Source organism: Campylobacter concisus (genome assembly GCF_902460625.1).
In the GTDB taxonomy this organism is placed as follows: domain Bacteria; phylum Campylobacterota; class Campylobacteria; order Campylobacterales; family Campylobacteraceae; genus Campylobacter_A; species Campylobacter_A concisus_AD.
The window spans coordinates 167,387-193,964 of the sequence record NZ_CABPUT010000004.1 but is presented as its reverse complement, the minus strand read 5'-3'; the positions used below and the strand labels follow the sequence as shown (position 1 = coordinate 193,964).

Genomic DNA, 26,578 nt, shown 5'->3' with positions numbered 1-26,578 from the left:
GAAAAAGCTTATCTAAATATAAAAATAATTCTTTTTTTCTAGCATATAAAACTGAGAAATTTTTAAAGTAAAAGCCCTAAAAATAGGGCTTAAAATCATTTATAGTTTTTTATTGCGCTATCTAAAATCTCTTTTGCAGCATTTGCATCTTTAAATTCTTTCACTTTAACCCATTTGTTTGGCTCAAGAATTTTATAAGTTTCAAAGAAATTTTTGATCTTATTTAGTGTTGCAACTGGCAGATCTTCATAGCTTTTTATCGCGTCATATCTTGGATCGATCTTTGTAACTGGCACAGCTAAAAGCTTCTCATCCATACCTGCTTCATCTTCCATTACCAAAACGCCTATTAAACGGCAAGGGATGACACTGCCAGCTTGGAGCGGATATTCGTTTAGTACCAAAATATCAGCTGGATCGCCATCAGCCGCAAGTGTGTTTGGCACAAAGCCGTAGTTTGCTGGGTAAAACATCGCTGAGTAAAGCACACGATCAACTACAACCGCACCGCTATCTTTGTCGATCTCGTATTTTATATTTGAGCCATAAGGTATTTCGATTACAGCATTGATTTTTTCTGGGTTTGAACCAGCTTTGATCTTTGAAACGTCCATATATTCGTCCTTTTTATTAGAAATTTTTGTGATTTTAGTATTTTTTGCATTAAATACGCGTAAAATTTAACTACTTTATAACCTCTACGCTATCGACATCGATCTCTGTTTTCATAAGGTCTTTATCCACTTCGCCTCTTATTCTTAAAGGTGTATCTTCGTTGGCTGTTATGTTGCCCCATTTTTTGTTATCGATCTCAATAACGATAACGTCGCCATTTTTATCAACAAATTCATATTTGTCTGATTTTATATGCGATTTTATTTTGCCCTCAAGTACGACTTTAGCGTCGTCTTGCAGTTTCAAAGCCTCTTTTACGCTTATCGTCTCACTTTGGTATTTTGATGTGAAGCCTCCAGCCATTGCGATGCTAGCAGCTAGTGAAGCGACTATAATTTTTTTCATTTTTATCCTTTTAGAATTTGTTGTAAAAATTTAAAAGGATATTACATTTTTGATGTTAATGAAAAGTAAGTTTTTACATAAAGTCTTTTGTAACAATGTTATAGATGTTTTTGGCGGTGATTGGTAGTGCTCTGTCTGCATTGCCGCCAAGAAAGCCATATCTGATCTCGACCGTAACATTAAATTTGGCTACGTCTTTGCCACTTTGATCGACTAAATTTACGACTGCGAGAGTCTCAGATTTGCCAGCACCACCTATGCCTAGGGTTAAGTGTCTAAGGATTCTAACTCCATTTTTTGTTCTTTGTATATCGCATTTTATGATTAGATCGTCGCCGTACTGGTCTCTCTTTTTTAAAAAGGCGTTTATGTATTTTTCTAGCTTTTTATCAAGCTCGGTTTCTCCGCAAACCGCTTTAGCGCTACTGTACTTATACGTGGTGTCTTTTTCAACCATCTCTATATGCTTTTTGGCACATCCTGTAAAAGCAAAAATGGCTATGATCGTAAGTAGTATTGTAAATTTAAATTTATGCATAATTTCATCTTTGTTTATATTTTTATAAAAATAAGCTTAGGATTATAGATCGGAACCTTGCACCTTTTGATGCAAGGTCTATAATTTATATAAGTTTAGCTAGTAAATTTTTGATATCAGCTACGATCTCGTCTATACCGCGCTCACCGTTTACCACATGAAGTAACTCTTTTTTGCTGTAAAATTCACGGATAGGTACGATCGGATCAAGATATACTTTCATGCGGTTGTTAAATACTTCGTTATTATCGTCAGCGCCTCTTGCACGGCCAAGCACTCTTGCTCTTGCCACATCTTCACTAACATCTACTTCGATGACACCTTTTAGAGAAATTTCATCTTGTTCGCTTAGAACCTTATCAAGTTCAGTCATTTGCTCAACACTTCTTGGGTAGCCGTCTATTATGATGTTTGATTTATTTGAGCTTTTAATGGCTGATACAATCGCATTTACGACAACGTCAAGCGGAACTAAATTTCCTTTTGAAATAAAGCCATCTATAAGTTTGCCAAGCTCGCTACCGCTAGCAACCTCAGTTCTTAAAAGATCGCCAGTTGAAAAGTGCGCAAATTTCTCATCTTGCTGTGCGATGATCGATGCATCTGTTGTTTTGCCGCTGCCTGGAGCGCCGATGATTAAAAATAAATTTTTCATTCTTTCCCTTTTTATATTTTTTGAGCGCCTTTGAATGAGTTTGAAAATTTCACCCTGCAGCAGACTATATGTCTAGCTTTGGGATGAAATTTTCTGCACAACATCCAAAATCATCTCAAAAATTTAATCTTTAAATAAAATAACTCAAATTTAGACATCTAAAAGTCTAAATTTATTGCAAAAATTTTAAGCCTTTTGCTCTTTTTCTCTTATCCTTAGTCCTAGCTCCCTAAGCTGTTCGTTACTAGCGTGACTTGGTGCCTTTGTTAGTGGGCACTGAGCACGTTGTGTTTTAGGGAAGGCTATGACGTCACGGATCGAGCTTGCTTTATTTACGAGCATATTTAGCCTGTCAAAGCCGATCGCGATACCACCATGTGGAGGCGCACCAAATGTCAAGGCATCAAGCAAGAAGCCAAATTTCTCACGTTGCTCTTCTTCGTCTATGCCAAGAAGTTTAAATACTTTTTGTTGGATATCGTTTTTGTGAATTCTTATACTTCCGCCACCAAGTTCAAAGCCGTTTAGTACGACATCGTGAGCGATAGAGAGGATGTCCTCAAGATCAGGCTCGTCTATATTTTTTGGCATAGTAAATGGATGGTGCATCGCAGAGTAGCTGCCATCATCATTTTGCTCAAACATTGGGAAGTCAAGCACCCATAAAAACTCAAGCTTGTCTTGATCGATGATACCCATTTGTTCAGCTAGAAAAATTCTAAATCTTCCCATATAATCAAGCACGATTTTTTTCTTGCCAGCGCCAAAAAATACTACGTCGCCAACTTTTAGCTCACATCTTGAGACGATCTCGTCAAGATCGCTTTGTTCAAAAAATTTGCAAAGTGGGCCTTTTAGTCCTTCTTCTTTCATTTGGAAGTAGCCAAGCCCTTGTGCGCCAAATTTACGTACAAATTCCTCAAATCTATTCATCTCGCGCTTACTAAAGATATTGTCGCCATTTGGTACTTTTAGCGCTTTGATGCGGTTTTTCTTCTTATCTTTTGCGATAGAGCTAAAAATTTCATTGCTTGAGCGCTCGAAAATATCGATAACATCGATCATTTTTAGATCGTATCTAAGATCAGGCTTGTCTGAGCCATAAGTCTCGGTCGCCTCTTTGTAACTCATGCGTCTAAATGGCGTTTTGATATCGTATCCGCAGGCTTTAAATATATCTTTTAGCATCGTTTCAGCCATATTTATGATATCTTCTTGCTCGACAAAGCTCATTTCGATATCTATTTGGGTAAATTCTGGTTGTCGATCAGCTCTTAAGTCTTCGTCGCGGAAGCATTTTGCGATTTGGAAATATTTATCAAAGCCAGAACACATCAAAAGCTGTTTAAATAGCTGTGGGCTTTGTGGGAGCGCATAAAATTGACCCGGATATACACGGCTTGGCACTAGATAGTCTCTCGCTCCTTCTGGAGTTGCGCGTGTCAAAACAGGAGTTTCAAACTCGATAAAGCCCATTTTATCTAGGCTGTTTCTAGCTGCGATCGCAGCACGAGAACGCATTTTAAAGATATTTTGCAAGCGCTCACTTCTAAGGTCTAAAAAGCGGTATTTTAGCCTGATATCCTCATTTACGCTCTCATCGCCTATCATAAATGGTAGCGGCTCGCTTGGATTTTCGATGATCAGCTCACTTACTATTACTTCTATCTCACCAGTTTTTAGCTTTGGATTGGTTAGTCCTTCGCCTCTAGCTCTTACTTTTCCTTTTGCTTTTAAGACATATTCATCTCTTACTTTTGCAGCCACGTCATGTGCTTCTTTGCTATCAGCCGGATCGCAAACTAATTGTATAAGCCCGCTAACGTCTCTTAAGTCGATGAAAACAACGCCACCATGGTCTCTATATGTATTTGCCCAGCCACAAAGTATTACTTCTTTGCCGATGTCAGCTTTGCTAAGATCGGTGCAATAATGACTTCGCATAAAATGCTCCTTTGCAATGTTTTTTAGGCAATTATAATCGCTTTTTTCTTTTGAAAAGCTTTGTTAAAATAAAATATGTTACAATCATTTACATGAAAAATGAACAAAAATTTAATACTTTTTGCACAAAAAAAGTAGGACTTATTGCTAAAGATTATCCATTATTTAGGCAAGATTTAGAAAAATTAGAAAAAATTTTAAAAAAGTATAACGCAGAAATTTTGCTTGAAAAAAATTGTGCTAAGCGTATAGAAAAAAGTGGTTTTGAGCTTATAAAATTAGCTAAAGAGTGCGAATTTTTGATCACTCTTGGCGGAGATGGCACGATCATTTCAACTTGTAGAAAGCTAGCTCACATTTCGCCGCTAGTCCTTGGCATACACGCTGGTAGACTTGGATTTCTAACCGACATAATGATTAATGAGAGTGAGAAATTTTTTAAAGACTTTTTTGATGGTAAATTTGAGGTAGAAATGCCTTTTATGCTCGATGTCACGCTTCACAAAAATGATGGCAAAACTGAGCAAAAAATAGCATTTAATGATGCAGTCATCGTTAGTAAAAATGGCGGTTCGATGACACATATCGAGGCACTTTTAAATGAAAAATATTTTAATTCATATTTTGGAGACGGCGTTATAGTAGCGACACCTGCTGGAACAACGGCATATAACATGAGCGCAAATGGCCCTATTATTTATCCATTAAGCGAAGTTTTTACAGTAACTCCTATCTGCTCGCACTCACTTACACAGCGTCCAGTCGTGCTTACCAAAAATCATACGGTCAAATTTAGAACAAATAGTGACGCCATTTTAGTAATAGACGGCCAAGACCGCTTTGATATGAGTAAAATTTCAGCCGTTAGCATGAGCCTTAGCAACAAAAAAGCGAGGCTGATACGCCATATTGGCAGGGATTATTTTCAAATTTTAAAAGAGAAACTTCACTGGGGTTATAATGATTGATCGAATTTTGATTAAAGATTATCTAAATTTTAAAAATGTCGAGCTAAATTTTAAAGAGGGTCTTAGTGTATTTACGGGCGTTAGCGGCGCTGGTAAGTCTGTGCTAATGAGCGCGATAATGGCTGTTTTTGGGCTAAAAGATAGCGAGGCAAGGCTGATAGAAGCTGACGTGGAGCATAAATTTGAGCTTAATGAGTTTGGCATAGAAAACGAAGAGGTTAATATTTTCAAGCTTTTAAAAGATAAGAGTACGAGGTATTTTATAAACCAGCAAGCCATCTCAAAGAAAAATTTAGCCCAAGTGGCGCGCGAGCACATCAAATACCTCTCAGCAAAAGAGGCAAACGAGTTTGAAAACGAGAAATTTCTAAATTTGCTTGATAGGCTGGAAATTTCAAAAAATGAGAAATTTAAAGAAATAAAACAGGAATTTGAAGAAGTGTTTTTGGAATTTTCTAAAATTTCAAAAGAGCTAGCCACTATAAAAGAGGAAGAGAAAAAGGTTGAGGAGCTAAAAGAGCTTGCTAGCTTTGAGATCGAGAAGATAAGAAGTGTTGGGCCTAAAAAAGGCGAGTTTGAAGAGCTTATGGAGACTAAAAAGAGGCTTAGTAAAAAAGATAAGATAAATGAGGCGTGGGCTAGAGCTGAGCGGATATTTGAGCTAGAGCACAGCGTAAATGAGGCGCTAAGCATCAGTGACCTTGACAACGGCTTTTTTGAAGATGCGATGAACGAGCTAAGGGTTGTAAGAGATAGCCTAAATATGGAGGAGCTTGACGATATCGATGTCGAGAGCGTGCTTGATAGAATAGAAGCTCTTAATGCCATCATTAGGCGATATGGCAGTGAAGGAGAGGCGTTAGAAGCGCTTGTTAAAAAGGAAAAAGAGCTTGCCAGATATGAAAATTTAAGCTTTGAAAAGAGCGAGCTTGAGAAGAAATTTGAAATTTTAAGTAAAAAAGCAAATGAGTTAGCCAACACTTTAAGCAAGGCAAGGGGGGCAAATTTAAAAGAGCTTGAAGCAATGATAAATTTATATTTAAAAGAGCTTTATATGCCAGATATCACGCTAAAAATAGAAGAAAAAAGACTTGATATTTTAGGGCTTGATGAGGTTTGTCTAAATTTAAATGAGACTTCGCTTAAAAATTTAAGTTCAGGCGAGCTAAACCGCCTAAGACTGGCTTTTATAGCCGCATCTAGTGAGATCACAAAAACGGGCGGTGATGTCATCATACTTGATGAAATAGATGCAAATTTAAGCGGAAAAGAGGCGATGAGTATCGCAAATGTTTTGCTTAAGCTTGCAAATTTCTATCAAATTTTTGCCATTTCACATCAGCCGCAGCTTAGCTCAAAGGCAAATTCACACTTTTTAGTAGAGCGTCATGGAGAAAACTCGGTCGTAAGAGAGCTTGATAAAGATGAACGAGTGAGCGAATTAGCACGTATGATAAGCGGTGAGCACATAAGTGAAGAGGCAATAAATTTTGCGAAAGGGCTTTTAAAGTAGCTTAATTTAAATTATTAATTTAAGCTTTATAAATAAATTTATTTGATAAAATCGCCACTAATTTGATAAAAATTTTTGTAGGAATAATATGGAAAGAATCCTTGTAGTTGATGATAATAAGGCGTTAGCAAAGCTGATTGTTATGCAAATGGAAAAGACCATTGATGAGATGGCAATTGATGTCGCATATAGTTTTGCCGAGGCTCAAATGCTAATTAATGAGCATGACAAAGATTATTTTATGACTATTTTGGATTTAAATTTGCCAGATGCTCCAAATGGCGAGATCGTTGATTATGCACTTTCCAAAGGACTTTCAGCTATTGTTTTAACAGGCAGCATTGATGATGAAACAAGGCAAAATTTTATAAATAAAGATATCGTTGATTATGTTTATAAAGGAAATATGGATGATATCAACTATATCTTTCAAATGATAAATAGACTGAGCAAAAATAGACAATACAAGGTTTTGGTTGTTGAAGACTCGCTCCCTTTTAGAAATATGATAAAAAAGATATTAACTAGCCTTCAGTTTAAAGTTTTGGCTGCAGCTCACGGCGAAGAGGCAATGAGTTATTTTGCAGATAATCCTGATATAAATCTTATAATAACTGATTATAGAATGCCGGTAAAAGATGGTCTTGAAGTTTTAAAAGAGGTTAGAAAAGAAAAAGATAAAAATAGTCTTGGCGTAATCGTTATGACATCTCCTAGCGAAAAGACTGACGCATCAATATTTTTAAAAAATGGTGCGAGCGATTTTATAGCAAAACCATTTTCAAAAGAAGAGCTAATATGTCGTGTTAATAATACGATTGAAGCGATGGAAAATATAAACAAGATAGCAAATTTTGCAAATCGCGACTTCTTAACAGGAGTTTATAATAGAAGATTTTTTTATTCTGATGTAGAAGAGTATGTTCAAGTAGCTGAAGAGACTAATGAGCCTTACGCTTTTGCAATGATTGATGTTGATTATTTCAAAAAGATCAACGATAAATATGGCCACGATGGTGGAGATAGGGTACTAAAATCAATTGCAAAAATTTTAAATGACAATACAAAAGGAAGTGATATAGTTGCTAGATTTGGCGGCGAAGAATTTTGCGTTGTCCTTAAAAAGATAAATAAAGAAGAAGCTGTTAAATTTTTTGTAAATTTACGAGCTAAAGTGGCTGAAAATGAAGTAACTATAAAAAAGGAAAAAGTAAAAGTTACTATATCAATAGGTATATCTTTTGGCAATGGGCATTGCGAGATAGACGATATGCTTGAGGCTTGCGATTCAGCACTTTACACCGCAAAAGAAAATGGTAGAAACAGAGTAGAAATAGCTTTATGATTATAGATACGCATTGTCATTTGGATAGTAAAGTTTATGATCCTGACCTTGATAAAATTTTAGATGAAGCTAGAAATTTAGGGCTAAAAGGCTTTATTATCCCGGGAGCTGATATCAATGATTTACCAAAAGCGGCTAAAATAGCGCATGAAAATTCTGACATTTTCTTTGCCGCAGGAGTTCATCCATATGATAAAGAGAGTTTTGATATTGAAATTTTAAGAAATTTTGCTAAAGATGAAAAGTGTGTGGCGATTGGTGAATGCGGTCTTGACTACTTTCGCTTACCAAAAGATGAAAATGAAAAGATAAAAGAAAAAGAGGATCAAAAACGTATTTTTTTAGCTCAACTTGATTTAGCTGTTGAGTTAAAAAAACCCGTTATTCTTCACATTAGGGAGGCTAATGAGGACTCTTTTAATATCTTAAAAGAGTATGCACCAAAGCTTGAAGCTGGGGCGATTTTGCACTGTTATAATGCTTCGCCACTTCTTTTAGAGCTTTGTAAATTTGGGAATTTTTACTTTGGCATAGGCGGTGTTTTAACATTTAAAAATGCTAAAAATTTAGTCGAAATTTTGCCAAAAATCCCATTTGATAGGATAGTTATTGAAACTGACGCTCCTTATCTCACACCAGAACCAAATCGTGGCAAGAGAAATGAGCCGGCGTTTACGACATTTGTTGCTAAAAAGATAGCTGAAATTTTAAACCTTGAGTTTGAAGTTGTTTGCGAAAAAACTTCAAATAATGCCAAAAGGTTGTTTAAGTGCTTTGCTTAAATTTTGAGCATTGCACTTGTTTAAGATGCTAGCATCTTAAGTTTTGACACGAAAAAGGATAGAAATGAAAGCAATGCTTAAAATATTTTTAATGTTTGCATGTAGTACCTTGCTACTGGCAAATACACCTGAAAAGAGCTCATACGACACTCAGGTAAAAATTTTAAAAGAGCTAGACATTGATGCTAGCTTTATGAAGACTTCTCACTATGTAAAGATGAGACAAGGTATCAAACAATCACAACTTGAAACATTTACAGAAGCTCTAAAAAATGGTTATATGTATATACCGATGGTAAAAGAGCAGATCAAAAAATCTGGCGTACCTGAGTCATTCTTTTATCTAGCCATGATAGAATCAGGCTTTTCAAATCACACAGTCTCAAACGCAAAAGCTACTGGCATGTGGCAGTTTATGGAGCAAACGGCTAGACTGCATGGTCTAAAGGTAGGACAGTATGTCGATGAGAGAAAAGATCCAGTAGAGTCTACTATTGCAGCTACAAATTATCTAAAGTCACTTAAAAATCAATTTGGCAAGTGGTATCTAGCAGCTATGGCCTATAACTGCGGTGATGGTGCCTTAAAAAGAGCCATACAAAAAGCTGGCACAGATGATCTTGTAACACTTCTTGACGCAGAGAAAAAATACCTTCCAGCCGAAACTAGAAATTTTGTTATTAAAATTTTAAGAGCAGCATATACCGCAAAAGACGCAGACTTCTTGATGTCTAAAGATTCATCTTTATTGAACATAAACGGAGGACTAAAGCTTGTAAAAGTAAAAGTACCTGGCGGTACAAATTTAGCTCAAATAGGCGATAGTATCGGCCTTAGTACAAAAAAAATGAAAAACAACAATCCGCACTTAAAATTTGTATTTACTCCACCAACTCTAAAAGATTATTATGTTTATATCCCTGAAAATAAAAAACAACTTTTTGCAGAAAATTTCAAGCCATTTAACGGTAAAAATAATTTTTATACCTACGTTGTAAAAAAAGGCGAAACACTACTTTCTATCTCTAAAAAAACAGGTGTTAGTCATAGAGCGATCAAGGACTACAACGAGCTTAACACAAATGCCGTAAGCTATAATCAAAAACTAATTATTCCATTTTCCGCCCAAAATAAATCTCAAAACTATATAGTCCAAACTGGTGACACGATAGCTTCTTTATCTAAAAAATTTAATGTGAGTGAAAAAGATTTAAAAGATGCAAATTCTTTTGCTAGTTCAAATTTAAATGTTGGAGCAAATATTGTCATACCATAAGAGCCTAAAATTTTATATAGGACTAAGTTTTACTCTTCTAGTTACTGGTTGCTCTTGGAGTGGGGCACCATTTACACCAAGTGGCCCAACTAATGTAAAGGGCAACAATTCAGCTTCTATTCAAAAAGCAACAATGAGGCCTTACACGATAAATGGCAAAACATACTACCCAACCGTTGTAAGTGTGGGCGATAAGGCAAGTGGCACAGCAAGCTGGTATGGTCCAAATTTTCATGGTAAAACAACCTCAAACGGCGAAATTTATAATATGTACAACATGACCGCAGCACACAAAACTTTGCCGATGAATACGATCCTTAAAGTAACAAATTTAAGAAATCAAAAAAGCGTCATTGTTCGTGTAAACGATCGCGGACCTTTTGTGGCTGATAGGGTTTTAGACCTTTCAAAGGCGGCTGCAACTAAACTTGATATTATCGGTACAGGCACAGCTCCAGTCAGTATGGAAGTCATAGGCTTTAATGAAGATGTTAATGCTATTGCAAGCATTAACACTCAAGCAAAACCGACAAGTACCGGTATAAAAGTGCCAAATCCAGTCTCTCCGACAGCTCCAACTGGAGGCATTATTATTTCGTCAGAGCAACGGGTTGTAGGTGGAGATTTTATGGTGCAAATTGGCTCATTTAAAAACCTTGAGGGCGCAAACAGATATCAAAGAGAACATCAAAGCATAGATGGCTATAAGTCGGTAGTTAAGACATTTACTATAGATGGATCTACCATTTATAGAGTATTTTTAAATGGCTTTAGAAGTGAGGACGAGGCCAGGGATTATGCAAGAAGCGGTAAATTCCAAGGTGCATTTATAGTAAGAGGTTAGGGCGTGAGAGAAGAAATTTTAGAACTAGCTAGAAATACAAAAGAGACACAAATCTCAATGAAGCTTAAAATTTATGGCTCTGGGGTTGCAAAGATAGATACTGGCATTGGCTTTTTTGACCATATGCTTGAAGCTTTTACAAAGCATTCTTTGCTTGATCTTGAAATTTCATGCAAGGGCGACACGCATGTGGATTTTCACCACAGCGTTGAGGATGTTGGCATAGTTTTGGGTCAGCTTTTAAAAGAGGCCTTGTATCCTTTAAGTGGCGTTGAGAGATTTGGTGAGGCAAGCGTCGTTATGGACGAAGCTGCTGTTTTTTGTGCGCTAGATCTTAGCAATAGAGCCTACCTTGTCTATGAAAATTTTAATGAAAATGCCAAAGTAGGGGAGTTTGACACTGAGCTTGCGGAGGAATTTTTTAGGGCAGTTGCTATAAATTCAGCTATCACGCTTCATCTAAATCAAATTCGTGGTAAAAACACTCACCACATCATCGAAGCAACATTTAAATCATTCGCCGTCGCACTTCGTAGAGCACTTGCTAAAAACGCAAGGATCGGCACTCCAAGTACAAAAGGCGTTTTATGATAGAGATTATATTTTTAGATGTTGATGGCTGCCTCACTGATGGCAAGATCATCTATAATGCAAACGGCGAAGAGCTTAAATTTTTTGATGTAAAAGATGGCTACGCGATAGAGAGCTGGCTAAAACTTGGCAAAAAAGTAGCTATCATAACTGGCAGAAAGTCAGCTATTGTTGAGCGAAGAGCTGAAGATCTAAAGATAAATCACGTCTATCAAGGTGTTGGTGATAAATTTGAAGTGGCGAGTGAGATATTAAAATTTGAAGGGCTTAGCTTTAAAAACGCAGCAGCTATCGGCGATGACTACAATGACTATAAGATTTTAAATGCAGTTGCTTGGAGCTTTAAACCAAAAGATGCGATAAAAGAGCTTGAAGTAAAGACAAAGCTAAAACACAAAGGTGGCAATGGCGCGGTTAGAGAGATGATCGAGCTTATTATAAAATCAGAAAATTTATATGACGAGTGGTCTAAGCGTTGGTTGTAAAAATTTTCTACTTCGTCGTGGCCATTTTTAGTGTCGTGATGATATTTTTGGCAGCTCAAGATCCATACCTTGCAAATGTTTTAAAGATCGACACAAAGATATCAAATATGCAGATAAATGACGTGATAGATTATGAGATAAATTCCACGAAAATAAGCGGAGTCTACGAGGCTGATGAGCTAAATAGATACAACGATAAAGATGAATTTTTGAGTTTTAAAGCAAAAATTTTAAGAGGAAATTTAAAACATTTTCTAAGCTCAGACAAAGCAATCTCACAAAATGACGAAATCATCTTTCAAAAGAATGCAAACTATGAAAACAACGATAGTTTGAGATTTATAAGTGAGGAAGTGATATATGGAACAAAAACAAAAATAGTAAGATCTGAAGCAAATTTCACACTCATAAGAAATAATGATAAGGCGCTGGGTGAGAGTGGAAGCTATGATCTTGGCAAAAAACAAACGCAGGTAAAAGGGTTAAGGGCATGGGTAGAAGAAAATCAGCGATTTTAGCGGTGATATTGGGTTTTACATTTTTAAATGCAGAGCAAGTTGAAATCACATCAAATGATTTTTTTGCAGATGAAAATAAGCAAACTAGTGAATTTATAGGTAATGTAAATATCAAAAAGGGTTCATTTGATGAGCTTAAGGCAGATAAGGTGGTTGTCTATTTTGACAAAAAACGCCAGCCTATAAAATATGTGGCCACTGGCAATGCTAGAGCAAAAATTTTTATAAAAGATAAGCACTACGACGGTAAAGGCAATACTCTTACATACGAGCCAGCAAAACAGATCTATACTGTTAGTGGAAATGGCTATTTGCATGAGGTAGAAACTGATAAAAATGTTTATGGCGAAAAGATCGTTGTCAATCAAAAAGATGGCACATATAGCGTAAATAGTGATGAGAAAAAGCCTGTTAAATTTATCTTTCAGGTAGAGGAAAAAGATAAGTGATAAGGCCACTAGGTGCTAAATTTATCACATCAAGTCCAAGTATAAAAGAGGCTCCAAGCTTCGTAACAAGCGAAGTCGTCTTTTTGGGCAGATCAAATGTTGGTAAAAGTAACCTCATAAATACACTTGTAAATCAAAAAAATCTAGCCAAAAGCTCATCGACTCCTGGTAAAACTCAGCTTATAAATTTTTTTGAGGCCGAGTTTTGTGAGCAAAAAGAAGAGGGCGAAAAAGATAAATTTAAGCTCATTTTGGTTGATTTGCCAGGCTTTGGCTATGCAAAAGTGGCAAAGTCAAAGCATGATGAATGGCGTAAAAATTTAGATGAGTTTTTGAAATTTAGAAGCGACATTAGACTTTTTATACATCTAATTGACGCTAGACATTTTGATTTAGACATAGACGTAAATGTAGATGCTTATCTAAAAAGCTTTTTAAGAGCTGACCAGAAAATTTTAAATTTATATACAAAAAGTGATAAGCTAAATCAAAGCCAAAAGAGTGCGGTAATGAAATTTGATCCAAGCGGCATCTTGGTCTCAACTCTTAATAAAAGCGGTATCGAAAAGGCTAGAGAAGCTATCATAAATAACGTTCTTGGTAGATAAAATGCAAACCATAAGCAGCTTAGATATTAAAATTTTTAAAGAATTTTGGTGGGCTGTTTTTTTATTCTCATACGAGATCGTAACTACGCAATTTGGCTTTTTGCCACCACTCATTGGCATTTTTTTTACTTATATGATTTTGGAGTATTCAAGAAAACAAAAGCAATACGACGAGTTTAAGCATAATTGGTACTTTGCGATAATTTTTATAATATTTGCTGAGCAAATTCATGGATTTCATCTTTTTTCAACAATTATTGCATTTTTGCTTTTTTATAATTTTATTTTAGACTGGCTATATACCACGATGAAGTGGCGAAACTGCCTACTTATCATCTTTGTAGCAGCTGGATATACTTTAACATTTCTTGTAAATAACCTATTTGCTTACGTTTTGAATGAGCAAAATTTAACATTTTCGTCTGAATATCTATTTTTTATAGCATTTGAAAGTATCCTTGCTATCGTTCTTTTTAGGGATAAAGTGCTATGAGGATGCGCATCGTCTTTAGTGTGATCGCTCTTTTTTGGATTATACTTTTGGGACGAATTTATCACCTAAGCATAAACTCAAATACCTACTACAATGAGATCGCAGAACAAAACGCGATAAAGACTATTTATATTCCGCCAGTTAGGGGTATTATTTTTGACGCACATGATAAGCCAATGGCTGTTAATCGTCTTGGCTTTTCAGTATCCATTAGACCTCACTTAAGTGCTAATAAAAAGCTAAAAATTTTAGATGATGAGCTAGCTTACATTGGCTCACTATTTAGCGATCTAAATGTCACAAAGCTTAAAAATGAATACATAAAAAATGACTCAGCTTATAACCAAGATTTTATAAATGTGGTTGAATTTATTGATTATGATAAATTTTTACCATTTTTTGCATCACTTTCTTTGCGTGAAAATTTAGAGATAAGGCCCGCTTCAAAACGCCACTATCCGTATAACGATCTAGCTTCTCACATCATCGGCTACGTTGGTAGGGCAAATCAAAAAGATATGGATAATGATCCTTTGACAAAGCTTACAAATTATATTGGAAGAAGTGGCGTGGAGCGGTTTTATAATCCAATCTTGCAAGGAATTCAAGGATTTAAAAAGATAAAGGTAAATGCTTTAAATGAAGAGATCGAGCAGATAAACTATCAAGCACCACAAAGTCAAAATATCAAGCTTGCAGTCGATCTTGAGCTTCAGCAGTTTGTGGCTGATGTCTTTGGTAAGGATGCAGGAAGCGTTATCGTTATGAGTCTAAAAGACGGTGCTATCATAGCTGCTGGTAGCTTTCCAGAGTATGATCTAAACCCATTTGTGCTTGGAATTTCTCAACCTGAATGGGAAGAGCTTGTAAAAAACGTCGATCATCCTTTTACAAACAAGCTAATAAACGGCCTTTATCCGCCAGGTTCGGTCGTAAAAATGGGTATGGCGCTAGCGTTTTTGGATAATGGCATGAGTAAATACGATAGCTTTTTTTGTAGTGGCTCGTATGAGCTTGGAGGACGTAAATTTCGCTGCTGGAACTCTCACGGACATGGAAATGTTAATATGAATACGGCAATTAGAGAGAGCTGTGATGATTATTTTTATAAAGGTAGTCAAAAGATCGGCATAGATGCTATTGTACCGATACTTGAGCGTATGGGATTTGGTAGAAAAACAGAGGTTGATTTGCCAAATGAGTTTGTAGGAACTTTGCCAAGTAGAGAGTGGAAGATGAGGAAGTATGGCAAAGCGTGGTTTCAAGGTGAGACCCTCATCACCTCTATCGGACAGGGAAATTTCTTGGTCACGCCTATGCAAGTGGCAAAATATACAGCAGGCCTTGCAACTGGGTTAAATGTGACTCCACATTTTTTAAAGAGCATTGATGGCAAGGATGTTGATTTTACACCAACAGATGATGCTTTTACGCCGTTTGAAAAGTCACAGCTACCAGCTATTAGACACGCAATGTATGAAGTGGCAAATCATCCAAGAGGCACGGCAAATAGGCATTTTATTGGAAGCCTAGTTAAAGTTGCTGCAAAGACCGGTACTGCTCAGGTCGTTGGAATTTCTCAAACTGAAAAGAAACGTATGAAAGAAGAGGATATGGCGTATTTGCAAAGATCCCATGCGTGGATGACTACATATGCGCCTTATGAAGATCCGCAATACGTCATCACAATGGTTATCGAGCATGGTGGCCATGGTGGAAGTGCGGCTGGACCAAAAATCGCTCAAATTTATAATAAACTCGTTGAAATGGGATATATAAATTTAGAAAAAATCCAAAGCGATCAAAACAAGAAACAAGACAATAAGAAAAAATAAAGATCACTAAAAAGCCGTGGACGCGACCACTTACTTAGAAATTTTTACTGTACCCTTGACTAAATTTATCAACTACTTTTTAATCTTCTTTATTAAATTTTGGCAAGGTTGACCGAGAATTTATGTTTTTGATAGGTAGCAAGAGTCTAAACGTTGATATATCTTTAAATTTGCTAAATGCCCTTGTTTTAGAGACTCATAAGGAAAATTTTTGATTTTTATATGCGATTTTATCAGTGGCGTTTGCCTTTTTAAAGCCATTTAGCCTTAGCCTGCAGCTATCGCAAAGTCCGCATGCCTCGTCCTCGCTCTCGTAGCAGCTCCAAGTAAGCTCTAATGGCGAGCCAAGCTCAAGCGACTTTGCTACGATGTCAGCCTTGCTCAAATTTACAAGTGGAGTAATTATCTCACACGAAAAACTAGGTGATGTGCCTAAATTTATAGCCTCGTTTATGCTTTTTATGAAGCTTTCTTTGCAGTCAGGATAGCCTGAACTATCTTCTTCTACGACTCCGATATAGATAGCTTGTGCATTTTCTTTTTCAGCAAGTGCGGCAGCGACCGAGATAAAAATACCATTTCGAAAAGGTACGTAAGTATTTGGCACATCTTTTTCCACTCCGTCTTTTCTTATTTGCAAGCTTTCATCGGTTAAAGAATTTCCGCCTATTTGGGCAATAAAGCTAACATCCAAACTCATCTTTTTTGCAATGCCTAGTCTTTCGCAAATTTCGTTAAATGCACGTTTTTCACGTTTCATCGTTCTTTGGCCATAGTCAAAATGAAGCGCTACGATATCATATCCAGCCTTCTTTGCCATTACAGCACAAAGCGTGCTATCCATACCGCCGCTCATTATACAAACTGCTTTTTTCATATTTTGCCTTTTATTTTTGCTAGAATTATACAAAAAGTTACTAAGGAAAGAGCCTAAAATGATACTTTGCGAAGAGAGCTATCCAAAAATTTTAGATGAAATTTGTGAATATTTGACGCTAGGAGAAATCGAGCTAGTTTTTGTTGATAAAGAAGAGATGAGAGAACTGAATAAAACTGAGCGGGGCATTGATAAAACTACAGATGTTTTAAGTTTTCCGCTTGAGCTTGTCATTCATGCCCCACTTGGCTCAATCGTTATAAACAAAGATATGGTAAAAGAGAAAGCCACTGAGCTAAATCATAGTGAAGAGGCCGAAACCGCACTACTTTTTACACATGGATTGCTTCATATATTAGGATTTGATCATGAAAAAGATGATGGCGAAATGAGAGAAAAAGAGTGCGAGGTTATCAAGAAATTTGAGCTGCCTAAAAGTCTAATCGTAAGAAGCGAGGATGTTAGGCTAATTGATCTTATAAATAATAAAAACTTAAAAGAGTAGATTTTCTTCAGATGTTTTGTGAAGCTCTTCTAAAAGCTCCTCTTTTTGGCATAAAATCAATATATAGATAAAATTTTTAAGCTTTTTTACCTCGCTTAAATTTTTAAAATAGATTGCATTTTGTACTTTTAATAACGAGCCTTCTGGCAAGCAAATTTTTATCTCATCAGGGCTAAATTTTTTATTTAAAAATATACTTTGACTTATGAATAAATCTTCATCGCTTTCAGTAATTATGGCTCTAAAGCTATTTCCAAAACTAGTAGGAATAAAATTTTTATCTATAAAAATCGGGTCAAAATGCCCGTGAATCCTACCTTCATAAGGCTTAAATGAAATTTTATTGCTATCAAGAAATTTTAAAAGCCCATAAAACATCCCAGCAAAAACTCGTGGTATGTTTAAGTTTTGATAGTATGTTTGTTTAAAGACTGTGTTTGTAAAAAAGATCGAGCTTGGATTTATCTCGTGCATAGTTGTATCTGTGTAAATGGTCTCAAAAAGAGGCGATATTCGCTGAAGTGTTCTTGTATCATCGCCAAAAAAGATATCAAAGACTTTTGCGTGAAAAATTTGATTAAAAAGCTCAGTAATATTTTTTGACATGACGTGTGCGTTAGAGCCAAGCTTTGATTTTTCTAAAAAGTCATTTATAAAAGGATTTACGGCGCAAAATTTTAGATCTTTGTGAGTAGCCTCAAATCTCATGAGTTTTATCATGGCGGTCTGTAAGCTACTAACTTTTAAAAAGGCGATCTCTTTGTCGATAATTGGCACATTATCTTCGCTAATTATGGCGTATGCGCCTTGTTTAATCGCTGTTTCTATGTCGCTATCGTTTGCGTTTAAGCAAATATACGCAAAGCCACGTCTTACATGTTTTAGCTCGAAAACAAACTCGCTTACGCTAGTTATCGTCGGTGCGTTTAGAGCCTCGGCATTTATTAGACGAGTTAAATTTTCTATTGTCATTTAGCCAACGATCGCACCATTTTTGACCTTGCCCTGCGTACCAAGAAGTGTTAATGAGCCATCAGATGCGCTTAGGATCATACCTTGAGAGACATATTTTTTCATCATCGTTCGCTCTTTTAAATTTGATAAAACGCAAACTTGCTTGCCCACAAGCGAGCTAGGCTCGTAGTATTTGGCGATACCAGAAAGAATTTGACGTGGTTGCTCCTCGCCAAGATCTATCTTAAATTTAAGCAGTTTCTCACTACCCTCAACCCTCTCACACTCGAGCACTTCGCCTACTTTTATCACTACCTTGGCAAAGTCGTCAATGCTAATAATTTCGTCCTCTTTTTTCTCCTCTTTTGGCTCAGCTTTCGCCTCAACCTTTGGCTCATTTGCCTCACTCATTAGCTCTTTTTCTATCCTTGGAAATAGCGGCTCGGTAGCTTTTGCTATAAAATTTGAAATTTCATTTTTTAAGACAAGATTCTCGTAAGAAGCTGTGTCTATGCTAAAGCCAAGCGTGTCAGCTATCTTAGCACAAGTTTTTGGCATGGCTGGACTAAGTAGTATCGCCACTTTTGCAAGTAAATTTGCACAAAGTGCCACAAGTGCGTTTGCCTCGTCAGTTTTGCCAGCTTTTACAAGTGACCATGGCTCATACTTCGCAACGGCTGCATTTGCAAGCGTTACGACCTTCCAAAGATCCTCTAAGTAGCGGTTTGTAGCTAAATTTTCTAAATTTTTTATAGCCTCATTGAGGTAGCCTTTTGCTTCATCAATCTCAGCTTTGTGAAATTTGATCACGTCTTTTGAGCCAATTTTATAGTCGCTATACTTTGCACTCATGCCAACAATGCGGCTTAGCAAGTTACCAAGACCGTTGCCAAGTTCTGAGTTTATGCGCTCGATCAAAGCCTTTTGGCTGTAATCGCCATCTTGACCAAATGGTACCTCTCTAAGCAAAAAGTATCTGAAATTTTCAAGTCCGTAAGCATTTGCGACCTCTCTTGGGTTTATGACATTGCCCTTGCTTTTGCTCATCTTTTCGCCATTTATGGTCCACCAGCCGTGCGCTGCTACGTGTTTTGGTAGTGGCAAGTCAAGGCTCATCAAAAATGCTGGCCAGTAAACTGCGTGAAAGCGTAAAATATCTTTGCCAACGATGTGAGTAGTGTATGGCCAAAGATCCATTCTAGCGTCATCTCTTGAATATCCTAGTGTTGTTAGGTAGTTTATAAGCGCGTCAAGCCAGACGTACATAACGTGCTTTTCATCGTTTGCGCTCTTTGGTAGCTTTATGCCCCAGTCAAAGCTCGTTCTTGTCACAGAGAGATCTTTTAATCCGCCTTTTACAAAGCTTACGACCTCGTTTTTCTTACCCTTTGGGATGACGCAAAGCTCGTCGTTTTCGTACCATTTTAAAAGCGCATCTTCATATTTTGAAAGCTTAAAAAAGTAGCTCTCTTCTTTAACTAAAGATGTAGCTCGGCCGCAGTCTGGACAGTGATTGTCTTCTAGTAGATCTCTTTGATTAAAAAATGTCTCGCAACTAACGCAATAAAATCCCTCATATTCGCCTTTGTAAATATCGCCATTTGTTTGCATCTTTTCAAAGACATTTTGTACGGTTTGCTTGTGCTCTTCGTCAGTCGTTCTTATAAAATGGTCGTAGCTTATTTCAAACTCATCCCAAAGTGATCTAAATTTAGCGCTAATCTCGTCAGCATACTCTTTTGGAGTCTTGCCTCTAGCACGTGCTGCTTGCTCGATCTTTTGACCATGCTCGTCTGTGCCTGTCATAAAGTATGTTTCTTTGCCTTGCAGGCGGTTAAATCTAGCAAGTGTATCAGCGATGATAGTCGTGTAGGCATGGCCGATGTGTGGCACGTCGTTTACATAGTATATTGGGGTCGTTATATAAGCTTTTTCTTTCATATTTTTCCTTTAATTTTAAAAATCAAATCCGCCATCGCTGCCAGTATTGCCTTTTGACATCGAGTTGTAGCAGCTATTTACGTACTCTTTTCTTGTCTCGCAGTCAAAAAATACTTCGCAGTTAAAGCAGCTTTTTTGCCCTTTTTGGCTTTGGCACTCTTGCAAAATTTTTGCTTTTTGCTTTAAGGCTAGCTCAAATGCGTCAAGTGACTCGTTTACTTGTGCTTCTTGCATTATTTTTGCTCGTAAAATTTATGCAAAAGAGAAATTTCATCACGTGAGCCAAAAAAACATGGCGTTGTTTGGTGAATTTTTTCTATTTTTACATCAAAAAGCGTTTGGTTTTTGCCGTTTGAGGTTGCGCCCTTTGCGTTTTCATATATGAAGGCAAATGGTAACACTTCAAAGACTACTCTTAGCTTACCATTTGGATGATCGCTCGTTGCTGGATAGCTAAAAAGGCCGCCACCTTTTAGTAAAATTTGATGTAGGTCGCTCACCATAGCACCTGAGTATCTTAGCCTATAGCCCTCGTTAAATAGCTCATTTATAAAATTTCTATGCGTTTGGCTCCAGCCTTTTTGCGTAGCTCCCGTGGCATTTAGCTTACCTTTTTCTTTTAGCTCAAGCTCTTTTACAAATTTAAACTCGCCATCTTTGCCAAGTCTATAAAATTTAGGCAAAGCGCCCTTTTTCTCAGCAATTACAAGCTCAAGCCTTGGACCATAGATACTATAAGCTGCGGCTATTAAATTTTCTGGTTTTACTTCGTTTTCATAGATACCAAAGATCGAGCCAACGGCAAAATTTACATCAACTAGGCTTGAGCCATCAAGCGGATCATAAGCGATTATAAATTTAGCATTTTTATTTATCTCAAGCTCGTCCTCTTTTTCTTCGCTAATTAGCGCTTTTACGCAGGCAAGCTCCTTAAATTTAGCTGTGATGATCTCGTCGCTTTTGACGTCAAGCTTTAGCTGTGTGTCGCCGGTTGCGTTTTCGTGAGTTGTGTAGCCAAGATCGGCGTATTTTATTACTTCGCTTATCTCTTTTGCGATCTCTTTTATGGTGTTAAAAATTTGATTTAATTCTTGCATTATACAGCCTTTGCATTTTTAATTATCCACGCACAAATGGCGTCTATATCGTCTAAATTTATATTTTTTATCTCGTAAGGAATTTGTTTTTTATATGTTGCGATCGCATTTGAAAAGCTAAGATATTTTTCATCTATTTCATCTTTAAAAACACTTAATCTTGGTAGTGGAAGTGTCTTTAAACCCTCGACTAAGAGCATATCAAACTCGCCTAGCATTTTAATGACATCGCTAATTTCTTGTGGATTTTGTGAAAAATAAGTTGTTCTAGTCGGACTCATCACCACCACATCTGCTCCAGTTTGAGAAAATTTAAAGCTATCCTTGCCTTCAACATCAAATTTGGCCTTGTCGCCTGGATCATGTTTTACTATCGCGACTTTCAAACCATCATCTATAAATTTTTTTGCTACCTTTAAAATAAGAGTCGTTTTCCCGCTATTTGAAGGGCCAGAAAAAGCGATAGCAAGTCTTTTCATAAGAACCTTTTTTGTTAAAATTTCTCGCGATTATAACTTATGTTGGCTTTAAAATTTATGAGTGAAATTTAAAAATTAAAATGCTAAAATGGCAGAAATTTTAGAAATCTAAGAGTTTTTATGAGTAAATTTATATCGTTTTTTGTATTTATTTTGATGATATTTGGCTGTGCTGGTGAAAAAGTAATCGTACATGAGCCCTTAAAAAACGAGCTTTTGGCTTACACAAGTAAGAGCGAGATCATTGACGGCACTGATAGAACACTAATTGTAGCAACTTATCTAAATCCTATTTATAACTCAGATTTAGATGCAAGCAAAGAGTACTTTTTGGTAGCCATAAATCCAAAAGAACATGCACAAAATTTAAAGAACATAAAAGTAAATAACGACTCAAATGCCACAAACGCAAGGCTACTTGATGAAAATGATGAGATGCTTAAATTTGCTGGATTTTCGATGCCTTGGGCGCTCTATTATGAAGTGACCGCACCAAGCAAGCAAAGCGATGATCTCGCTCTTAGTTTCGAAATTTATCAGTCAAAGCCGGTTTTGTTAAATTTTCGAAAAGTTGCGAAATCTTTATATTGGAACCAGTAAGCGCCATATAGATCACGTAGTTGGCAAGCACCTTTTTGCCGTAGTTTCTAGTCTCTGCGACTGGGACAAGCTCGATCGATAAAAACGGCTCAAATTTCCCCTCTTTAAACATATCATCTCTTGTGATAAGCTTTTTAGTAAAGCCGATACCGCCATTATATGCGTATGCGGTAAAGAGAGGATGGTAGAGAAATTTATCAAGATAGTTTAGGTGGTGATTTGCAAATTTAAATGCAATATCTGTTTTAAAAAGATCGTCTTGGTCAAAATTTGGGATTTTTAGCTCTTTTTTACCGATCGCATTTGCGAGAAATGGCATAAACTGCATCATACCAAGGGCGTATGAAGTAGAAACTACGCTTGGGATAAAGAGACTCTCTTGTCTAGCTAGAGCATAGATCATCGATTTTCTCTCGTTGCTGATGCCATCAAGCTCAGGAGAACTTGGCATCAAGAAGTATTGCTTCCCCCAGCCATTCGCCTTTTGCATGAAGTATGCATAGGCGCCGATGCTTTCGTTTGTATAAAATTTCTTCGCAAATTCGCTTGCTTGCGTGGCATTCATATCTTTTGCAAGGGCTGCAGTTTTGTTCCATAAAAACGGATCGCTCACATCAAAATTTTCGATATTTTGCTTACTAGGTCTTGGCACGATGACTTCAAGTGGTTCGCCACCAATCAAATCTCTTGCGTAAAGCGAGTAGATATTTGCATCCTTGCTGGCACTTAGCTCTTTTAAAAAGCTTTCGTTTTTGCTTATCTGGTACTGCCAAAAGGTCGCATTGTCTCTTTGCCAAGCTCTTTCAAATGTGCTCTTGGCTCTTGCAAAAAGACTAAAAGCGATATCGTCTTGTCCTAGTAAAATGGCATTTAATCCAAGCGTAAAAGCATCACTTTTTTCGGTGACAGCTGGATCAATGCTTAGCAAATTTCTTCTAAAACCTTCATATCTTTTATTAAAAACAATATCGTTTAATAAATTTGTAAAGCCCTTTTGAGAGTATAGCTTGGTCATGAAATTTGCATCAAAGCTTTCGCTAAAAAGTATACTTTTATTTTGCGGGCTAGAGGCGTTAAATAGCTCTAAAAAGCTCTTTGTATCGTTTAAATTTGCAAAAGCTTTAGCCGGATTTGCTTCATTTAATGCGAGTAAAATTTTTGATTTTTCTGGATTTGTCTTTGCAAGATTGGCTGCTAAAATTTCACGAGTGTGATTATCAAGCTTTAAGCTAAAAGCAATAGATGTTAGAAAATTTTGGCAGGTTAGATTTGCTTGGGTGATATTTTTTGCATTTACACCAGGGCATTTGCTAGGAGCCGCTTTTGGAGGTAAAATTTTATCGATTGATTTTTGAACAAGGCCCGCTTTTCTAAATACATCACGCGAAAGATCTGCTATCTGCTCTTTTGTGTAACTGCCCTCGTTGATAAGGCGGTTGATGTAGTAGTCTTTTGCTAGGCTTTTTGGCTCATTTTTTAGCTCTTCGTAGGTATAAATTTTAGCTAAAAGAGTAACACAGACAAGAGAGAGAATACTAAAGTGACGCAGCAAAACCAAATAAAAGCCTTATTAAAAATTGATCTAAAAATTGAAGTGCTAAAAGCACAATAAGCGGAGTAAAGTCGATACCACTAAAATTTGTTTTTATATAGCGTCTAATAAAGCTATAAACTGGCTCAGTTAGTCTATAAAGTAGCTGCACGACCGGTGAGCCAGGATCAGGTCTGACCCAGCTAATGAGTGCTGCTGCGATGATAACCCAAGTATAGACCGTGATAATAAGGTGCAAAATGTTTGCAATCGCTGAAAATAGGGTAGAAAGTATCATTTTTGCTCCTAGATTAAAATTTTAGCCAGATCATCTTTGATGAGCGGATAGAGCTCGCTTAGCTCAGGGCCGTGAAGGTCGTTCGTAAGAAGCGCACGTAGTGGCATGAAAAAGTTTTTACCTTTTAAATTTGTAGCGCTCATAAGCTCTTTTTTAAACTCATCAAAGCTCTCGCACTCTTTTAAATTACGAGCTGCTTTTTTGATGATATCAAATTCGTTTTTGTACTCATCTGGAGCTATCTTTGGTGAATATATATCCTCAACTTTTGCCTTTATCTCAGGCACTAATGAGCTTTCTTGAGTGTAAAATTTAACTAACTCAGCCAAATTTTCATCTACGCCAAAAATTTCTTTTATACGCTCTTTTGAAGCAAGCTTGATGTGTTCTCTGTTTATCTGCTCAAGTTTTTTCACATCAAATCTAGCGGGTGAGCGCGAAATTTTGGTTATATCAAACCACTTTACCGCATCTTCGATCGTAAAAATTTCAGTTGGAGTTTTGTTACCAAGAAGTATCAAATAGTTTGCGATCGCTTCAGGTAAAAATCCCCGCTCAAAGAGCCATTTTACGCTTGATTCGTTCTCACGTTTGCTCATTTTTTTACCTTCAATATTTAAAAGTATAGGCAAATGCGCGTAATTCATCTTGCCAGTGTAGCCAAGCCCCTCTCGTATGAGGTCTTGCTTTGGTGTATTGCTCACGTGATCCTCGCCGCGTATGACAAAGGTCACGCCCTCAAGCATATCATCGACTGCGCAGGCGAAGTTATAAGTTGGAGTTTTGTCCGCTCTCATGATGACAAAGCTATCAACAGCGTCTGGCTCGAAGCTTAGCTCGCCTTTGATCGCGTCTGTAAAGCTCATCGTGCGTGTCGGCTTTTTCATGCGGATGACAAATGGCTTCTCGCAGTTTAAAACTTCGGCGTCACTTAATCTCTCGCAGGTACCGTCATATCTATATGCCACGCCTTGTTCTTTTGCTTTTTGTTTTTTTGCCTCAAGTTCTTCTTCGGTGCAAAAGCAAGCAAAAGCTTTTTTGTCGATGAGGAGCTTTGAAGCTAGCTGTCTGTGGAATTTTAAATTTTCACTTTGGATGTAAATTTGCTTTGGTTTTATGCCAAATTTGCTTAAAATTTCTAAGATATCTTTCTCTTTTCCTTTAATATTTCGCTCTTTGTCGGTATCTTCTATACGTAAAATAAAGCCACTTTTATCTTGTAAAGAACAAATATAATTAAAAATAGCGGCACGTAAATTTCCTATGTGCATATCTCCTGTTGGAGAGGGTGCAAAACGATACATAAGCTCATTCCTTACGTTAAATTTTGAGTTTGGATTATAACACCAGCTTGATAAATTTAAAGTTATGTAATTTGATTTTTTTAGCCGAAGCAAAGCATTTCTTGAATAAAATCCGAACAAAAATTTAACATTTTTAGGAGAAACAATGAGTTTTATAAGCGAATTTAAAGAATTTGCTATGCGTGGAAATGTCATAGATATGGCTGTAGGCGTTGTTATAGGCGGTGCGTTTGGAAAGATCGTTTCATCACTAGTTGGTGATGTTATCATGCCAGTTGTTGGCGTTTTAACTGGCGGTGTAAATTTTACTGATCTTAAGCTAACGCTAAAAGAAGCGGTTGATAGTGCGCCTGCTGTTACGATAAACTATGGCTCATTTATACAAACAATGGTTGATTTTTTAATAATCGCATTTTGTATTTTCTGCGTTATCAAAGCTTTAAATACACTTAAAAATAAATTACCAAAAGAGGAGCCAGCTCCAGTAGAGCCTGAAACTCCAGCCGATATTGCACTTCTAACTGAGATTAGAGATCTACTTAAAAAATAATTTCTAAATTCGAAGGGAAAATTCCCTTTGAAAATCTATTAAAATTTATCTTATTTTTATATGCTAAAATGTTTTTTATTTTAAAAAAGGCGAGTGAAAATATGATAGAAAAAATCCCGTTTTTTCAAGACTTAAACGAAGAAGATTTAGCCAAACTTGAAGCCATAAGTGTCGTAAAAAAGTATAAAAAGGGTGAATTTTTATTTATAGAAGGCGAGGAGCCAAAATGGTTAATATTTTTAATAAGCGGCTCTGTTAAGCTTTATAAAACCACAGCAAATGGAAAAGAAATTTTTATTCATCAGTTAGCACCTATGAATTTTGTAGCTGAAGTCGTAAATTTTGAAAATATTGTCTACCCAGCTAGTGCCATTTTTACAATATCTGGCGAGGTGTTAAAGATAAATTATGAAAAATTTGCGGCAGAATTTTTAATAAAACCAGAAATTTGTATGAAATTTTTAAAATCAATGTCTGAAAAGATAAGAATCACAACAAATCTACTTCATCAAGAGTTAATTTTAAGCTCAGAAGAAAAAGTGGCTAAGTTTATTTTAGATCATGAAGATTTATTTAAC

General features: G+C 36.6%; 31 protein-coding genes. 17 read left to right on the top strand and 14 right to left on the bottom strand.

Annotation, left to right across the window (positions count from 1 at the left end):
* Positions 1-95: 95 nt before the first annotated feature.
* The 5 genes from ppa to aspS form a co-directional block, all read right to left on the bottom strand.
* Positions 96-614: an inorganic diphosphatase gene (gene ppa, locus F3G69_RS04025; RefSeq protein ID WP_149714495.1), complete on the bottom strand. Its 519-nt coding sequence runs from the start codon at positions 612-614 to the stop codon at positions 96-98.
* 70 nt (positions 615-684) lie between these two features.
* The gene (locus F3G69_RS04020; protein WP_149714494.1) at positions 685-1,020 is read right to left on the bottom strand and encodes a NirD/YgiW/YdeI family stress tolerance protein; all 336 of its coding nucleotides are present in this window, start codon (positions 1,018-1,020) and stop codon (positions 685-687) included.
* 73 nt (positions 1,021-1,093) lie between these two features.
* Positions 1,094-1,558: a hypothetical protein gene (locus F3G69_RS04015; protein WP_149714493.1), complete on the bottom strand. Its 465-nt coding sequence runs from the start codon at positions 1,556-1,558 to the stop codon at positions 1,094-1,096.
* An 85-nt stretch (positions 1,559-1,643) separates the two neighbouring features.
* Positions 1,644-2,213 carry an adenylate kinase gene (locus F3G69_RS04010; protein WP_149714492.1) on the bottom strand — a complete coding sequence of 190 codons (570 nt, stop codon included), beginning with the start codon at positions 2,211-2,213 and terminating at the stop codon, positions 1,644-1,646.
* A 186-nt stretch (positions 2,214-2,399) separates the two neighbouring features.
* Positions 2,400-4,157, bottom strand: coding sequence for an aspartate--tRNA ligase (aspS, locus tag F3G69_RS04005; protein ID WP_087578515.1), 1,758 nt, complete (start codon positions 4,155-4,157; stop codon positions 2,400-2,402).
* A gap of 92 nt (positions 4,158-4,249) precedes the next feature.
* Here aspS and F3G69_RS04000 point away from each other — a divergent pair, with 92 nt between their 5' ends.
* The 13 genes from F3G69_RS04000 to mrdA all read left to right on the top strand — a co-directional run bounded on the left by F3G69_RS04000 (position 4,250) and on the right by mrdA (position 15,864).
* Positions 4,250-5,125 (top strand): NAD(+) kinase, encoded by an 876-nt coding sequence (locus F3G69_RS04000; RefSeq protein ID WP_149714491.1) that lies wholly within the window; start codon positions 4,250-4,252, stop codon positions 5,123-5,125.
* Positions 5,118-6,638 carry an AAA family ATPase gene (locus F3G69_RS03995; RefSeq protein WP_188115331.1) on the top strand — a complete coding sequence of 507 codons (1,521 nt, stop codon included), beginning with the start codon at positions 5,118-5,120 and terminating at the stop codon, positions 6,636-6,638. Before F3G69_RS04000 ends, F3G69_RS03995 begins: the two co-directional genes overlap by 8 nt.
* Positions 6,639-6,726: 88 nt before the next feature.
* The gene (locus F3G69_RS03990) at positions 6,727-7,983 is read left to right on the top strand and encodes a GGDEF domain-containing response regulator (protein ID WP_149714490.1); all 1,257 of its coding nucleotides are present in this window, start codon (positions 6,727-6,729) and stop codon (positions 7,981-7,983) included.
* The gene (locus F3G69_RS03985; protein WP_149714489.1) at positions 7,980-8,765 is read left to right on the top strand and encodes a TatD family hydrolase; all 786 of its coding nucleotides are present in this window, start codon (positions 7,980-7,982) and stop codon (positions 8,763-8,765) included. The genes F3G69_RS03990 and F3G69_RS03985 overlap by 4 nt, the downstream gene beginning before the upstream one ends.
* 64 nt (positions 8,766-8,829) lie before the next feature.
* The gene (locus tag F3G69_RS03980) at positions 8,830-10,041 is read left to right on the top strand and encodes a lytic transglycosylase domain-containing protein (RefSeq protein ID WP_149714488.1); all 1,212 of its coding nucleotides are present in this window, start codon (positions 8,830-8,832) and stop codon (positions 10,039-10,041) included.
* Complete coding sequence (locus F3G69_RS03975; protein WP_103628621.1) at positions 10,028-10,885, top strand: septal ring lytic transglycosylase RlpA family protein; 858 nt, start codon at positions 10,028-10,030, stop codon at positions 10,883-10,885. Before F3G69_RS03980 ends, F3G69_RS03975 begins: the two co-directional genes overlap by 14 nt.
* A 57-nt stretch (positions 10,886-10,942) precedes the next feature.
* Positions 10,943-11,476: an imidazoleglycerol-phosphate dehydratase HisB gene (hisB, locus tag F3G69_RS03970; RefSeq protein WP_410470294.1), complete on the top strand. Its 534-nt coding sequence runs from the start codon at positions 10,943-10,945 to the stop codon at positions 11,474-11,476.
* Complete coding sequence (locus tag F3G69_RS03965; RefSeq protein WP_107788205.1) at positions 11,473-11,961, top strand: KdsC family phosphatase; 489 nt, start codon at positions 11,473-11,475, stop codon at positions 11,959-11,961. The genes hisB and F3G69_RS03965 overlap by 4 nt, the downstream gene beginning before the upstream one ends.
* A complete protein-coding gene (locus F3G69_RS03960; RefSeq protein ID WP_107788204.1) occupies positions 11,952-12,479 on the top strand; it encodes an LPS export ABC transporter periplasmic protein LptC in 528 nt (175 codons plus the stop codon). Before F3G69_RS03965 ends, F3G69_RS03960 begins: the two co-directional genes overlap by 10 nt.
* Entirely contained in the window at positions 12,452-12,928 is a 477-nt protein-coding gene (gene lptA / locus F3G69_RS03955; RefSeq protein WP_072594780.1) for a lipopolysaccharide transport periplasmic protein LptA, read from the top strand. The genes F3G69_RS03960 and lptA overlap by 28 nt, the downstream gene beginning before the upstream one ends.
* Positions 12,925-13,536 carry a ribosome biogenesis GTP-binding protein YihA/YsxC gene (gene yihA, locus F3G69_RS03950; RefSeq protein ID WP_149714486.1) on the top strand — a complete coding sequence of 204 codons (612 nt, stop codon included), beginning with the start codon at positions 12,925-12,927 and terminating at the stop codon, positions 13,534-13,536. Before lptA ends, yihA begins: the two co-directional genes overlap by 4 nt.
* A gap of 1 nt (position 13,537) precedes the next feature.
* Complete coding sequence (locus F3G69_RS03945; protein ID WP_149714485.1) at positions 13,538-14,029, top strand: hypothetical protein; 492 nt, start codon at positions 13,538-13,540, stop codon at positions 14,027-14,029.
* On the top strand, positions 14,026-15,864 hold the full coding sequence (gene mrdA / locus F3G69_RS03940) for a penicillin-binding protein 2 (RefSeq protein ID WP_149714484.1): 1,839 nt from the start codon (positions 14,026-14,028) through the stop codon (positions 15,862-15,864). The genes F3G69_RS03945 and mrdA overlap by 4 nt, the downstream gene beginning before the upstream one ends.
* 196 nt (positions 15,865-16,060) lie before the next feature.
* Here mrdA and queC read toward each other — a convergent pair whose 3' ends face one another.
* The gene (queC, locus tag F3G69_RS03935) at positions 16,061-16,774 is read right to left on the bottom strand and encodes a 7-cyano-7-deazaguanine synthase QueC (protein WP_262483415.1); all 714 of its coding nucleotides are present in this window, start codon (positions 16,772-16,774) and stop codon (positions 16,061-16,063) included.
* A 25-nt stretch (positions 16,775-16,799) separates the two neighbouring features.
* Here queC and ybeY point away from each other — a divergent pair, with 25 nt between their 5' ends.
* A complete protein-coding gene (gene ybeY / locus F3G69_RS03930; RefSeq protein ID WP_072594784.1) occupies positions 16,800-17,246 on the top strand; it encodes an rRNA maturation RNase YbeY in 447 nt (148 codons plus the stop codon).
* Here ybeY and F3G69_RS03925 read toward each other — a convergent pair.
* Genes F3G69_RS03925 through mobB form a run of 5 tightly spaced genes read right to left on the bottom strand, consistent with a single transcriptional unit; the run spans position 17,235 to position 21,717 of the window.
* The gene (locus F3G69_RS03925) at positions 17,235-18,218 is read right to left on the bottom strand and encodes a ferrochelatase (RefSeq protein ID WP_149714482.1); all 984 of its coding nucleotides are present in this window, start codon (positions 18,216-18,218) and stop codon (positions 17,235-17,237) included. The genes ybeY and F3G69_RS03925 overlap by 12 nt on opposite strands.
* Positions 18,219-20,141 carry a methionine--tRNA ligase gene (gene metG, locus F3G69_RS03920; protein WP_149714481.1) on the bottom strand — a complete coding sequence of 641 codons (1,923 nt, stop codon included), beginning with the start codon at positions 20,139-20,141 and terminating at the stop codon, positions 18,219-18,221.
* Between the two features lie 15 nt (positions 20,142-20,156).
* Positions 20,157-20,375, bottom strand: coding sequence for a hypothetical protein (locus F3G69_RS03915; protein ID WP_103648844.1), 219 nt, complete (start codon positions 20,373-20,375; stop codon positions 20,157-20,159).
* On the bottom strand, positions 20,375-21,238 hold the full coding sequence (locus F3G69_RS03910; protein ID WP_149714480.1) for a class 1 fructose-bisphosphatase: 864 nt from the start codon (positions 21,236-21,238) through the stop codon (positions 20,375-20,377). The genes F3G69_RS03915 and F3G69_RS03910 overlap by 1 nt, the downstream gene beginning before the upstream one ends.
* Positions 21,238-21,717, bottom strand: a complete 480-nt coding sequence (mobB, locus tag F3G69_RS03905) for a molybdopterin-guanine dinucleotide biosynthesis protein B (RefSeq protein WP_103600520.1) — start codon at positions 21,715-21,717, stop codon at positions 21,238-21,240. Before mobB ends, F3G69_RS03910 begins: the two co-directional genes overlap by 1 nt.
* A 120-nt stretch (positions 21,718-21,837) precedes the next feature.
* On the opposite strand from mobB, the gene F3G69_RS03900 reads away from it, so the two are divergent.
* Positions 21,838-22,317: a hypothetical protein gene (locus F3G69_RS03900; protein WP_103600519.1), complete on the top strand. Its 480-nt coding sequence runs from the start codon at positions 21,838-21,840 to the stop codon at positions 22,315-22,317.
* On the opposite strand, the gene F3G69_RS03895 is transcribed toward F3G69_RS03900, so the two are convergent.
* From F3G69_RS03895 to gltX, 3 genes are read right to left on the bottom strand one after another with little or no spacing between them, the layout of a single operon-like run.
* A complete protein-coding gene (locus F3G69_RS03895) occupies positions 22,238-23,875 on the bottom strand; it encodes a lytic transglycosylase domain-containing protein (RefSeq protein ID WP_149714479.1) in 1,638 nt (545 codons plus the stop codon). The two genes, F3G69_RS03900 and F3G69_RS03895, sit on opposite strands and share 80 nt — an antisense overlap.
* Positions 23,853-24,146 carry a YggT family protein gene (locus tag F3G69_RS03890; RefSeq protein ID WP_103648839.1) on the bottom strand — a complete coding sequence of 98 codons (294 nt, stop codon included), beginning with the start codon at positions 24,144-24,146 and terminating at the stop codon, positions 23,853-23,855. The genes F3G69_RS03895 and F3G69_RS03890 overlap by 23 nt, the downstream gene beginning before the upstream one ends.
* Positions 24,147-24,154: 8 nt before the next feature.
* Positions 24,155-25,450 (bottom strand): glutamate--tRNA ligase, encoded by a 1,296-nt coding sequence (gene gltX / locus F3G69_RS03885; protein WP_149714478.1) that lies wholly within the window; start codon positions 25,448-25,450, stop codon positions 24,155-24,157.
* A gap of 145 nt (positions 25,451-25,595) precedes the next feature.
* On the opposite strand from gltX, the gene mscL reads away from it, so the two are divergent.
* The gene (gene mscL, locus F3G69_RS03880) at positions 25,596-26,000 is read left to right on the top strand and encodes a large-conductance mechanosensitive channel protein MscL (protein ID WP_103600517.1); all 405 of its coding nucleotides are present in this window, start codon (positions 25,596-25,598) and stop codon (positions 25,998-26,000) included.
* Between the two features lie 101 nt (positions 26,001-26,101).
* A partial coding sequence (locus F3G69_RS03875) for a Crp/Fnr family transcriptional regulator (protein ID WP_149714498.1) occupies positions 26,102-26,578 on the top strand: 477 nt, incomplete at its 3' end.